The organism is Allobosea sp. P4_E12, from assembly GCF_056401655.1.
In genome coordinates, this window is record NZ_JBFUIY010000069.1 from 1 (window position 1) to 12,218 (window position 12,218).

General features: G+C 65.8%; 9 protein-coding genes and 2 pseudogenes. 8 read left to right on the forward strand and 3 right to left on the reverse strand.

Annotated features, from left to right (window positions below; translation table 11 throughout):
* Positions 1-318 (forward strand): annotated as a pseudogene (locus AC1DW9_RS35125) (succinate dehydrogenase/fumarate reductase flavoprotein subunit); the annotation flags it as partial.
* 14 nt (positions 319-332) lie between these two features.
* Positions 333-1,115, forward strand: a pseudogene (locus AC1DW9_RS35130) (succinate dehydrogenase iron-sulfur subunit); the annotation flags it as partial.
* 162 nt (positions 1,116-1,277) lie between these two features.
* Here the strand turns inward: AC1DW9_RS35130 and AC1DW9_RS35135 are convergent.
* Positions 1,278-2,519, reverse strand: coding sequence for an NAD(P)/FAD-dependent oxidoreductase (locus AC1DW9_RS35135; RefSeq protein ID WP_441507428.1), 1,242 nt, complete (start codon positions 2,517-2,519; stop codon positions 1,278-1,280).
* Positions 2,516-3,319 carry a glutamine amidotransferase gene (locus tag AC1DW9_RS35140; RefSeq protein WP_441507427.1) on the reverse strand — a complete coding sequence of 268 codons (804 nt, stop codon included), beginning with the start codon at positions 3,317-3,319 and terminating at the stop codon, positions 2,516-2,518. Before AC1DW9_RS35140 ends, AC1DW9_RS35135 begins: the two co-directional genes overlap by 4 nt.
* Before the next feature lie 237 nt (positions 3,320-3,556).
* On the opposite strand from AC1DW9_RS35140, the gene AC1DW9_RS35145 reads away from it, so the two are divergent.
* From AC1DW9_RS35145 to AC1DW9_RS35155, 3 genes are read left to right on the forward strand one after another with little or no spacing between them, the layout of a single operon-like run.
* Entirely contained in the window at positions 3,557-4,198 is a 642-nt protein-coding gene (locus AC1DW9_RS35145; protein WP_441492729.1) for a TetR/AcrR family transcriptional regulator, read from the forward strand.
* Positions 4,199-4,218: 20 nt separating this feature from the next.
* On the forward strand, positions 4,219-5,418 hold the full coding sequence (locus tag AC1DW9_RS35150) for an efflux RND transporter periplasmic adaptor subunit (RefSeq protein ID WP_441492730.1): 1,200 nt from the start codon (positions 4,219-4,221) through the stop codon (positions 5,416-5,418).
* A gap of 13 nt (positions 5,419-5,431) precedes the next feature.
* Positions 5,432-8,656, forward strand: coding sequence for an efflux RND transporter permease subunit (locus AC1DW9_RS35155; RefSeq protein WP_476855342.1), 3,225 nt, complete (start codon positions 5,432-5,434; stop codon positions 8,654-8,656).
* Between the two features lie 158 nt (positions 8,657-8,814).
* Here the strand turns inward: AC1DW9_RS35155 and AC1DW9_RS35160 are convergent, their stop codons facing one another.
* On the reverse strand, positions 8,815-9,726 hold the full coding sequence (locus tag AC1DW9_RS35160; RefSeq protein WP_441492732.1) for a DMT family transporter: 912 nt from the start codon (positions 9,724-9,726) through the stop codon (positions 8,815-8,817).
* 105 nt (positions 9,727-9,831) lie between these two features.
* Between AC1DW9_RS35160 and AC1DW9_RS35165 the strand changes: the two genes are divergently transcribed.
* The 3 genes from AC1DW9_RS35165 to AC1DW9_RS35175 form a co-directional block, all read left to right on the forward strand.
* Entirely contained in the window at positions 9,832-10,698 is an 867-nt protein-coding gene (locus AC1DW9_RS35165; protein WP_441492733.1) for a LysR family transcriptional regulator, read from the forward strand.
* 45 nt (positions 10,699-10,743) lie between these two features.
* Entirely contained in the window at positions 10,744-11,787 is a 1,044-nt protein-coding gene (obgE, locus tag AC1DW9_RS35170; RefSeq protein WP_441492734.1) for a GTPase ObgE, read from the forward strand.
* A gap of 113 nt (positions 11,788-11,900) precedes the next feature.
* On the forward strand, positions 11,901-12,218 hold a 318-nt coding region (locus AC1DW9_RS35175; RefSeq protein WP_476855343.1), incomplete at its 3' end, for an invasion associated locus B family protein.

Here is a 12,218-nt window from a genome sequence, read left to right on the forward strand (position 1 = left end):
GTCTGGGCCGGTGCCTCCGACATCGCGACCACCGACCGTTCGCTGATCTGGAATTCGGATCTGGTCGAGACGCTCGAGTTCGACAACCTGATCACGCAGGCCGTCGTCACCATGGATTCGGCGCTGAACCGACCGGAAAGCCGCGGCGCCCATGCCCGCGAGGACTATCCGGAACGCGACGACAAGGACTGGATGAAGCACACCCTGTCCTGGATCGACGACGAGAAGCGGACCGTCACGCTCGACGACCGCCCGGTTCATACCTACACGCTCTCGAACGATATCGAGTACATCAAGCCCAAGGCGCGGGTGTATTGAGGACGATCTGACCGATGGCCGAATTCAATCTCCCCGCGAACTCACGACTGACCGAAGGCAAGGCCTGGCCGAAGCCGGCCGGCGCCAAGAAGCTGACCGAGTTCAAGGTTTATCGCTGGAACCCGGATACCGGCGAGAATCCGCGCACCGACACCTATTATGTCGACCGCGAGGATTGCGGACCGATGGTCCTCGACGCGCTGATCTGGATCAAGAACAAGATCGACCCGACGCTGACCTTCCGGCGCTCCTGCCGCGAGGGCATCTGCGGCTCCTGCGCCATGAATATGGACGGCAAGAACGGGCTGGCCTGCACCACTGGCATCGATGAGTGCGGCTCGAAGGGCAAGGTCGCGATCTATCCGCTGCCGCATATGCCGGTGATCAAGGATCTGGTGCCGGACCTCACACGCTTCTATGCGCAGCACGCTTCGGTCGAGCCCTGGCTCAAGACCACGACGCCGGCGCCGGAGAAGGAGTGGGCGCAGGGCAAGGAGGACCGCGAGAAGCTCGACGGCCTTTATGAGTGTATCCTCTGCGCCTGCTGCTCGACGTCCTGCCCGAGCTACTGGTGGAATGGCGACCGCTATCTCGGTCCTGCCGTGCTGCTTCAGGCCTATCGCTGGCTGATCGACTCCCGCGATGAGGCCACCGGCGAGCGCCTCGACGACCTGGAAGACCCCTTCCGGCTCTATCGCTGCCACACGATCATGAACTGCGCCAATGCCTGCCCGAAGGGCCTGAACCCGGCCAAGGCGATCGCAGAGATCAAGAAGATGATGGTGGCGCGGCAGGTCYGAGGCGCCACTCATTCGACGGGGTGGTCGTCTGACGCGACGGCCTGCGCCGGCTTAGGCGTCCTGGGCGCATTTCGGGGAGAGGCTTCGGCTCTCGCCCGATGCGCCGGAGACTGATTGGCGATATCGGGCTCGCCTGGGCGCGCGACCGGATCCTCGGGATCAGAGATATCGCGTCGGCGCGAATGGGGCCGGATCGGCGATCGGCTTCTCGCCGCAGATCTGCGCAGCCAGGATTTCGCCGGTGACGGGCCCCGTCGCAAAGCCGATATGCTGGCTGCCGAAGGCGAGCCAGAGACCGGGATTCCGCGGCGCTTCCCCGATCATCGGCAATGAATCGGGCAGGGTCGGCCTGGCTCCGCGCCAGGTCGTGGCTTCGGTCGCCTCGGTCAGGTCAAATGCTTCCTTCGCCCGTGGCAGGACGGCGTCGATCTGCGCGAAATTCGAAGGCGCATCCCGGTTTGCGAGCTCGACACCGCTGGTCAGACGGTAGCCCTTTTCCATCGGCGCGAGGAAGTAGGCGGATTCGACGTCGTAGAACGGGCGCGAAAGGCTGCGCCCGTCGCCTGCCTTGTAATGGCGGTGATAACCGCGCTCGACATTGAGCGGGACGCTCAGCCCGAGCGGGTGCAGCAGGTCGGTGCTCCATGGGCCGAGCGCGACCACGGCGATTCCGGCATCGAAGCTGCCGGAATCGGTCGTAGCGCGCCAGCCCTGGGGTGTCCTGGAGAGCCCTGAGGCGGCGGCGCGGACGATCTTGCCGCCGCGCGCGGCGAAGAGCGCCGCATAGGCTGCGACCACGGCCTGCGGCCAGTCGACCGAGCCGTTGTCCCGCAACCACAGGCCGGCCGAAAAGATCGGGTTGAGATCGGGCTCGACCGCCGAAAGGGCCTGCCGATCGAGATAGTCGGCACGAAAGCCATGATCCTCGAGCCACTGCTGCTCGGTGCGGGCAGCCTGTTGACCGGCCTCGCTGCGCCAGAGCTTCAGCGTACCGGTTTCACGCAGGCGATGGCTGATTCCAGCCTCTGCCATCCACGCCTTGTGCAAGGTCAGGGCCTGAGCCGTCAGACCCTGGAGTGCGGCAACGCGCGGCGCGAGACGGGATGGGCGCGTCTCGGCGAGGAAGCGCAGGACCCAGCCGGGATTCCGCAGCAGGTGGCCCCAGCGATAGCGCACGGCAGCGTGCTGGTTGCCGAGATAGTTCGGCAGGCTCTTCCAGAGCGAGGGATTGTTGAGCGGGACGACGGAGGTCGGGCTGACCACGCCGGCATTGCCGTAGGAGGTTTCGCTGCCGGGCTCGCGCCGGTCGATCAGGGTGACCATGAAGCCGCGTTTCTGCAGCGCGAGCGCACAGGAGACGCCGACAATGCCGGCGCCGAGGACAAGCGAGGTACGGGTCATGCGAGGGAGGTCTCTCCATCCACCGGCACGTGCAGCCAGTGGTCGAGGAAGCCGTCGAGCCAGGCCCTGACGGCGGGATCATAGCGATACCAGCCTTCGAGATGCTGATGGCGCAGCTGGGCCCCGGGCATCAGGGTGCGCTCATGCGCGCGCACCGACCAGCGGCACATCATCGCCGGGGTCACCTCGGGATGAAACTGGATGCCATAGGCCTTGGGGCCCGAGCGAATGGCCTGGACCGGGAAATCGCCCCCGGTTGCGAGGCATTCGGCGCCGCTAGGGCAATCGAAGCCCTCGCGATGCCATTGGTACACGGTCGAGGGCCAGGCGAAGCCGGCCTCGCTCGCATGCGAATGCCCGGCTTCCGTCAGCGCAAGATCGTAATAGCCGATCTCGGCCCGGCCCTGCGGGTGCGTGTAGACGGTGCCGCCCAGATGTCGCGTGAGCATCTGGGCGCCCAGGCAGATGCCGAGAAAGGGGGCCTCTTCCTTCAGGCAGGTGCCGATCCAGTCGATCTCGGCCTTGACGAAATCATCGGGGTCGTTGGCGCTCATCGGGCCGCCGAAGATCACGGCGCCGGCATGATCGCGCATGGTCACCGGGAGCGGATCGCCGAAGCGCGGCTTGCGGATATCGAGCGCGTGCCCCCGCGCCGCCAGAAGGCGGCCGACCCGGCCGGAGGTCGAATGTTCCTGGTGCAGGACGATCAGGACAGGCTTCGGTGCCGGCCTGTTCCTGATGGGGCGAAGGGGGGAGCGGAGCTTGCGGGCAGCGCTGAGACGAAAGGGCTGATCGTTCATCACGGGCTTCGGATCGCTCACGCGCCAAGGTCGCGCCCAGTGGCGCACCATCCATCCATGAACTGACAATGCGGTTCCATGCGGGACCGAGCAAGCAATTCATGCGCCAGGGTTGCATGGCGCGCAGGTGTTTTTTGCATGGCGGCGCCCTGATTCCGCCGGGAGCGCACGCTTCTTGACTTCAAGTTCACGATAGGTCATGAGAATGAACGTTCATTCTCATTTCGGATTCCTCGTTTGCCACCACCCTTTGCCTTCGCCTCTTCCGAGCGCGCCCTGACGGAGCGCCATTCGCGCATCCTCGATGCGGCGGAGCGCGTCTTCGCGCGCGCCGGTTTCCATGCCGCAACGATGAATGACGTTGCGGCCGAGGCCGGCATGAGCCCGGGCAATCTTTACCGCTACTTCGCCTCCAAGGACGTGATCATCGCTGGGATGGCCGAGCGGGACCGGGCTTCGATCGTCGCAGATTTCGCGGCGCTTGATCCGCGCGCCGGCAACCTCCTTGACCAGCTCGAGGCACTTGCGCGGCGGCATCTCGTCGATGAGCCGCGCGAAAAGGCCATCATCGCGTTGCAGATCTGGGCGGAAGCCGCACGCAATCCGGAAATGGCGGCGATGTGCGCCGATATCGACGGCATGGTCATGACAGGCCTGACGGTCGCGGTCTCCGCGGCCAAGGACGGCGGCGAGCTGCCGGCCGATCTCGACGAGGTCCGCTTCCTGCAGGCGATGTCGATGCTTGCCGACGGCTTCTTCTGCCGGCGCGCCTTGGATCCGAATTTCGACACCGAAGCTGCTGCCGAGACGATGTTCACCGCGATGCGCGGATTGGCTCAGGCAATGCGCCTGCAATCCCCACACACAAATCAGCCATGACTGATTCGAAGGTTATCACCATGTTGCCGCTTCCCCTCGCGCTGACGCGCCTGGCTGCCCTGTCCCTGCTGACCCTGGCGCTGCTGCCGTCTGTCTCGGCCTCGGCCCAGACGCCAGCCAGCGCGGCCGCGCAGGCAACGGCTCCCGCCCATGGCCCGGCCGTGACGGTTACCCCGGCCACGACCGCGGAAATCGTGCAGAGCGTCGTGGTCTCCGGCTCGATGATCGCGCGCGACGAGGTTCTGGTTTCGCCAGAGATCGATGGCTTCGCGCTCGTCGAGATCCTTGCGGAAGAGGGGGACCGCGTGACGGCGGGCCAGGTGCTGGCACGCCTCTCTCGGACGACGCTTGACGTCCTTCACACCCAAAACGAGGCACAGATCGCGCGTGCCGAAGCAGCGATCGCCCAGGCCAGGGCCCAGGTCAGCGAAGCGGAAGCCAATCGTGTTCAGGCCGAGAATGCTTTCGAGCGGACCAAGGCCCTGCGCGATTCGGGCAATGCCAGCATCGAGACCTTCGATCTCCGGTCCGCGGCGGCGAGGACGACGGTCGCCCGCGTCAACTCGGCGCAGCATGCGCTTGCCATCGCGACAGCAGATCTTGCGCTGGCCAAGGCGCAGGAGCGCGATATCGCCGTGAAGCTCGCGCGTACCGAGATCAAGGCTCCCGCAGCCGGAATCGTCAGCCAGCGCCGCGCCAAGCTTGGCGCCATGGCGCCCCTGGCCGCTACCGAACCCCTCTTCCGCATCATCGCCGATGGTGCGATCGAACTCGAGGCGGATGTCGCGGAGGTCGAACTTAGCTCGCTTAAGCTCGGCCAGAGGGTCGCAGTCACGCCGGCGGGAGCCCAGAAGCCGCTCGTCGGTGAGATCAGGTTGATTGCACCGCAGGTCGACAAGGCGTCTCGGCTCGGGCGCGTGCGAATCGCCCTTAAGGATAATCCGCCGGTCGCGCTTGGCTCCTTTGCTCGCGGGGTGATCGAAACCGGGCGCAAGACGAGCATCACCCTACCGCTCTCCGCCATCACCTATTCGCGCAATGGAGCGCTGGTGCAGAGCGTCAAGGACGGCAAGGTCAGCACCAAGAAGGTGACGCTGGGACTGACCGGAAACGGCCGGATCGAGATCACCTCCGGTCTCGCCGAAGGCGAGACCGTGGTCGCGCGCGCGGGCACTTTCGTGCGCGACGGCGACGCGGTTACCCCGATCGCGACGAATTGACGGGGCCGGCGGAATGAACATCAATTTCTCTGCCTGGTCGATCCGCAAACCGGTCCCGGCCATCCTGCTCTTCGTGGTGCTCTGCGTGYTTGGGGTGATGTCGTTTTCGACACTGCCGGTCACGCGGATGCCGAATATCGACGTGCCTTTCGTCTCGGTCTCAGTGACCCAGGCCGGCGCAGCGCCGGCGGAGCTTGAAAGCCAGGTCAGCAAGCGCATCGAGGATGCGGTCGCCAACATCACGGGCGTCAAGCATGTGATGTCGACGCTGACCGACGGCCAGTCGCTCACCCTGATCGAGTTCCGGCTGGAGGTGAACACCGACCGGGCGGTCAACGACGTCAAGGACGCCATCGCCAAGGTCAGGGCGGATTTGCCACGCACCATCGACGAGCCGGTGATCCAGCGCATCGATGTCGAGGGCCAGTCGGTCCTGAGCTATGGCGCATCGTCGCCCGGCATGACGCTGGAGCAACTCTCCTGGCATGTCGACGATGTCGTTGCGCGCGAATTGCAGGGGCTGAAGGGCGTTGGCCGTGTCGATCGCTACGGTGGCGTCGATCGCGAGATCAGGATTTCGCTCGATCCCGACCGGTTGCTGGCGCTCGGGACAACGGCTGGCGAAGTCAACCGGCAGATTCGGGCGACCAATGTCGACCTCGCCGGTGGGCGCGGCGAGGTTGGCGGCCAGGAACAGGCGATTCGCACGCTCGCCGGGGCACGTACGGTAGCAGAGCTTGCCGAGACCAAGATCTCGCTCACCGGTGGCCGCGAGGTGAGGCTGAAGGAGCTTGGCCGCGTCGAGGATTCCAATTCCGAGCCGCGTTCCTTCAGTCGCCTGGACAAGCAGCCCGTCGTCACCTTCGCGGTGTTCCGCTCCAAGGGTTCGAGCGAGCTCTCGGTCAAGCAGGTGGTTGCAGCGCGCATCGACGAGCTGAACAAGCGCTACCCGTCGATCGAGCTGAAGCTGATCGACGATGCCGTCGCCTATACCCATGGCAACTACCAGGCGGCGATGGAGACGCTGTTCGAGGGGGCGGCGCTGGCCGTGCTCGTCGTCTTCCTCTTCCTGCGCAACTGGCGCGCGACGCTGATCACCGCCATCGCACTACCGCTTTCGGCCATCCCCACCTTCTGGGCGATGCAGATGCTGGGCTTCTCGCTCAATCTGGTCAGTCTGCTCGGAATCACGCTCGTCACCGGCATCCTGGTCGACGACGCGATCGTCGAGATCGAGAACATCGTGCGCCATATGAAGATGGGCAAATCGCCCTATCGCGCGGCGATGGAGGCGGCCGATGAAATCGGGCTCGCGGTCATCGCGATCACCCTGACCATCGTCGCGATCTTCGCGCCGGTCTCCTTCATGGGCGGTATCGCCGGGCAGTATTTCCGCCAGTTCGGCCTGACGGTTGCCATCGCGGTGCTGTTCTCGCTGCTGGTGGCGCGACTGATCACGCCGATGATGGCGGCCTATCTGATGCGACCCGTGAAGCACGAGGATGACAGGCCTGGTCCGTTCATGCGCGGCTATGTCGGCTTGCTGCGGCTCACTCTCGCGCGGATCCGCCTGCCGTTGCTGCCGCGTTTCGATGGGACGGGGCGCTGGCGCAAGCTGCCATTCAACATGGCCTATGTGACCCTGGTGGTCGGCTTCATCTTCCTGTTCGCCTCGATCCAGGCGACGGCCTTGCTGCCGACGGGCTTCTTCCCGGAGGAGGACACTGCGCGTGTCGTCGCCAGCGTCGAGTTGCCGCCGGGCGCAACGCTGGAAGAAACCCGCGTCACGACCGACCAGATCGTCGACGCGCTGAAGACGATTCCCGAGGTCAGGCATGTCTTCGTGCTCGGTGGCGCCTCGCCGACCGGACAGCGCGAGGTCCGGCGCGCCTCGGTCACGATCATGCTGACGCCAAAGAGCGATCGTGCGGTCAAGCAAAAGGACCTGAAGGTCGTCATCGCCGAGAAGCTCGCCACCGTCCCCGATGCCCGGGCCTGGTATGTCAACGAGCGCGGCGAGCGCGAGATGGCGTTCTCGATTCTCTCCAAGGACGGCGATGCGCTCGACGAGGCGGTTGCCCGGATCGAGGCGCGCATGCGCCAGGTCGACGGCTACCTCAATGTCGCGACCGCTGGCTCACTCAGCCGGCCGGAGCTGCGCGTCACCCCGAAACTCGAGCAGGCAGCAACGCTCGGCGTCACGCCGGAGGCAATCTCGGAAGCGGTGCGCATCGCGACGATCGGCGATGCGGGTGCCAATCTTGCCAAGTTCAATGCCGGCGACCGGCTGGTGCCGATCCGTGTCCAGCTCGATGAGGCAGCGCGTGCCGACATCCGGAATATTGCCGCCCTGCGTGTCACCAATACGAGCGGCGTCTCGATTCCGCTGACGGCGGTGGCCGATATCGGCTTCGGCGAGGGGCCGAGCTCGATCGACCGCTATGACCGCGTCCGACGGGCTGCGATCGGCGCCGACCTGAAACGTGGTTTCGAACTCGGCACCGCGCAGGATACCTTCAACGAGATCGTCAAAGAGGTCGGACTGCCGGCGGGCGTCAGGATTGCCGCCACCGGTGACGCCGAGATCCAGGGCGAGGTCGTGCAGGGCTTCATCACGGCGATGACGACTGGCCTGATGCTGGTCTTCGCGCTGCTGATCCTGCTGTTCGGCTCGGTCGCCCAGCCGGTGACCATCCTGCTCTCGCTGCCGCTCTCCTTCGGCGGCGTGGTGATTGCGCTGCTCGCGACCAATAACCCGGTCTCGATGCCGGTCTATATCGGCCTGCTGATGCTGATGGGCATCGTCACCAAGAACGCGATCATGCTGGTCGATTTCGCGGTGGAGGAGGTCGCCCGCGGCAAGGACCGGATCACCTCACTGCTCGAAGCCGGGCGCAAGCGGGCCCGGCCGATCGTGATGACGACGATCGCGATGGCGGCGGGCATGTTGCCCTCCGCCTATGGCGTCGGCGATGGCGGCGAGTTCCGCGCGCCGATGGCGATCGCGGTGATCGGCGGTCTGATCGTCTCGACCGTGCTCAGCCTCGTCTTCGTGCCGTCCTTCTACACGGTGATGGACGATATCGGCCGTGGTTTCAGCTGGCTCTTCGGCCGCTTCTTCAGCAAGCCGGAGGATGAATCGGCCTGGGAGCCCATGGGGGATGAGGAATCGCCCGGCGAAGCCAGCGCCAAGGCGATGAGTGGAAAGCTGCCGCCGCCGCGGCTTGCGGCGGAGTAGGGTCGACGGGCAGGACACGACGGGCAGGACGGAGCCGAGCGGAAGCGGCTTTGCGTCTATAGTTTCGAGGTCKGGCCGCAGAACCCTGCTGTGCTCCGCGGCTGGGGGAGCAATCTCAGGCCGCTTCAGAGGGGCGGGGCCAGGTCCGGCAGCAAATCTCAGCCCTTCCGCACCAGCAGAACGGCTGCCAGAATCGCCACGCCGCCAAAGGCCTGCGCGGGCGAGGGCTGCTCGGCAAAGATCGCCCAGGCAGCGAGAACGCTGACCAGTGCCGGCCAGACCATCACCAGCGAGGCGGCGCTGGCGCCGTATTGGCCGAGCGCCAGCGTGATCAAACCCTGGCCCAGCGCATGCGAGACGAGTCCGAGCGCGATGACCGCAAGCCAGCCCTGTAGACTCTGCGGCAGGATGGTTTCGCCAAGCAGGATCGCGACCGCGATGCAGAAGACGGCGCAGAGCGCGCTGGAGATCAGGCCGATGCGCCCGGCATCGGCAAAATCCCGGGCCCGGCGAATGGCGATGATGTAGATGGCGTAGGAGAAGGCTGCTCCGACCGCCAGGCTGTCGCCGAAAATGCTGCCCGGACTGGCCGCGGCCGTAGAAGACGCGAATTTCGGCAGCACCAGCATCAACGCACCGCCGATCGCCAGCAACAGCGCGCCGAGGATGCGCCCGGTCGGCTTCTCACCGAGCAGGAGCCAGGCCGCCAGGACGACGACGACCGGCGAGAGATTGCCGAGCAGCGAGGCGTTGGCGATCGTCGTGAAGCCGAGCGAGGCATTGTAGAGCGTCACGTCGACGGCGAAGGCGAACCCGGCCAGCGCGATCGGCCACCAGCTCCCCGAGCGCGCGGCCCCCGATCTGGGCTTGCGCTGTTCGAACGCGGTCCAGGCTGCGAGCACGGGCAGGGCAAAGAGCATGCGCCAGAAGCCGGCGGCGGCCGGTCCGACATCGGCATAGCGCACGAAGATGCCGGAAAAGCCGATGCAGGTCGCGCCAGTCATCAGGGCGACGAACATGGCAAGGCCGGGTGCAGCCGGACGTGACAGGGCGAGGCTCGGGGTGGTCATCAGGGTCATCCGCGACGGGCAGTGCCGGCGATATAGGGTGCTTCCTTCAATCGGAAAAACGGATTATTCTCATCGTTCCATTCGAAATTCCGATGGAGCGAGGCGATGGCGACTCATTTCGATCTGGCGGCGCTCGATATGCTGGTGACGGTCGCCGAGACCGGCGGTTTCACGGCAGCGAGCGTCAGGCTCGGCCGCACGCAATCGGCGGTTTCGGTCCGCATCCAGGATCTCGAAGCGCAATTGGGCCAGAAGCTGCTCGAGCGCTCGCGGCGTGGGGTGACACCGACCGACGCCGGCGAAAGGCTGATCGGTCATGCCCGCCGCCTGCTCGCGGTCGAGCGCGAAGCGCTGGCTGATCTGGGCGGCGAGGCAGCCACGGGGCGACTGCGCGTCGGCGTGCCCGACGATTATGTCGACGCCTACTTGCGTCCGCTGATCGCACGATTTGCGGCCGAGCATCCGCGTGTCGAGCTGGAACTGCGTTGCGATCTCTCGAAACGGATCGAGCCTGCGCTTGCGGCCGGCGAGTTCGATATTGCCGTGATCACGCAGGATCCGGTCCGGCCAAAGGGAGAAACGCTGCGCCGCGAGCCGCTGGTCTGGGTTGCGGCGCGCGGTCATCGCCCGGAATTGCAGGAGGTTCTGCCGCTCGCTTTATTTTCCGAAGGCTGCCGGGCGCGCCCTCGTGTCCTGGCGGCGCTCACCGGGGCAGGGCGGGCGCATCGGCTGGTCTTTTCCTCCTCGCATACGGCGGGAGTGATCTCCGCGGTCGAGGCCGGATTCTGCGTCACGGCGATCACCGAGAGTGCGGTGCCGCCGAGCCTGCGCCGGCTTGGCGCCGCCGAGGGCCTGCCACCGCTGTTCGAGCTTTCGGTCGGTCTCATCGTCGCGCCTAGCCCTAGTCTCGCGGCCCGGCGCTTTGCACAGGCGCTTCGCGAAGAAATGGCCGCGCCACGGCTTGCCGCGTGAGCCGCCCGCATTGCCCTTCGGCCCGCGGCCCACTACTGAGAAGCAATGAAATTCCTCGACCAAGCCAAGATCTATGTGAAGGCCGGTGACGGCGGCGCGGGCTGCGTCTCCTTCCGGCGTGAAAAATTCATCGAATTCGGCGGCCCCAATGGCGGCGACGGCGGACGCGGTGGCGATGTCGTGATCGAATGCGTGCAGGGGCTCAACACGCTGATCGACTTCCGCTTCCAGCAGCATTTCAAAGCCAGGATCGGCGAACACGGCATGGGCAAGGACCGGCACGGCGCCAATGGCCCGCCGATCGTGCTCAAGGTGCCGCCGGGTACGCAGGTCTTCGACGAAGACGGTGAGACCTTGATTGCCGACCTGACCGAATCCGGCCAGCGTTTCGTTCTGTGCAAGGGCGGCAATGGCGGCTTCGGCAACGCCTATTTCAAGACCTCGACCAACCAGGCGCCGCGCCATGCCAATCCGGGCCTGCCGGGAGAGGAGCGCTGGGTCTGGCTTCGCCTGAAACTGATCGCCGATGCCGGGCTTGTCGGCCTCCCCAATGCCGGCAAGTCGACTTTTCTTGCCACGGTTACCGCTGCAAAGCCGAAGATCGCCGATTACCCCTTCACCACCCTGCATCCCGGCCTTGGTGTCGTGCGGGTCGATGGGCGCGAGATGGTGTTGGCCGATATTCCTGGCCTGATCGAGGGAGCGCATGAGGGACATGGGCTCGGCGATCGCTTTCTCGGCCATATCGAGCGCTGCCGCGTGTTGCTGCATCTGGTCGAAGGCACCAGCGAGCACGCCGGCAAGGCTTACAAGACCGTTCGGGAGGAACTCGAGGCCTATGGCGAGGGCCTGGCCGAGAAGCCCGAGATCGTGGCGCTGTCTAAAGTGGACGCCCTGAGCCCGGAGCTGCTCAAGGAGCAGGTCGCGCGGCTGAAGCGGGCCGCCAAGCGCGCGCCGATCGTGCTGTCATCAGCGTCTGGCCAGGGCGTCGACGATGCCTTGCGCGCCCTCTTCGCGGTGGTCGAAGAGGCTCGGAAGGAAGAGGCCCAGGCCGATGCTCCGGCGCTGGAAACCGGCTGGCGCCCATAACCGGTCATTCGCCACGGGATGTTGACGACCGTTCCCAGCGAGCTCCAAACGGCTTGCGTGGAAACGCGCGCCACCATCTAAGTCATGGCTACCGTCAAAGGGGGACTTGTCAGGTGATTTCGAAGCTTAGGCCTCTCGCGTTCGTTTCCGTCGTGATCTTCAGTGGCGCAGCCCTTGCCCAGGCGCAGCGTCCTTCCGCGAGTGCACAGGCTCCGGCCGCTCCTGGCGGCGTTTCGCAGCCGGACAATACGACGGCGACCTATGGCGACTGGACCCATCGCTGCCAGCAGGGCGTCGGGACCCGGATCTGCGAGATCGTGCAGACGCTCGAGGTGCAGGGGCAGCGCGGCCCGGTGGCGTTGATCGCGCTCGGGCGGCCGGTGCGCAATGAACCCTACAAGCTCGTGGTGCAGGTGCCGCCGAATGTGAGC

Coding starts and splice junctions, on each gene's coding strand:
- obgE (WP_441492734.1), top strand. CDS start 10,744: ATGAAATTCCTCGACCAAGCCAAGATCTATGTGAAGGCCGGTGACGGC.
- AC1DW9_RS35140 (WP_441507427.1), bottom strand. CDS start 3,319: ATGAACGATCAGCCCTTTCGTCTCAGCGCTGCCCGCAAGCTCCGCTCC.
- AC1DW9_RS35150 (WP_441492730.1), top strand. CDS start 4,219: ATGTTGCCGCTTCCCCTCGCGCTGACGCGCCTGGCTGCCCTGTCCCTG.
- AC1DW9_RS35165 (WP_441492733.1), top strand. CDS start 9,832: ATGGCGACTCATTTCGATCTGGCGGCGCTCGATATGCTGGTGACGGTC.
- AC1DW9_RS35160 (WP_441492732.1), bottom strand. CDS start 9,726: ATGACCACCCCGAGCCTCGCCCTGTCACGTCCGGCTGCACCCGGCCTT.
- AC1DW9_RS35135 (WP_441507428.1), bottom strand. CDS start 2,519: ATGACCCGTACCTCGCTTGTCCTCGGCGCCGGCATTGTCGGCGTCTCC.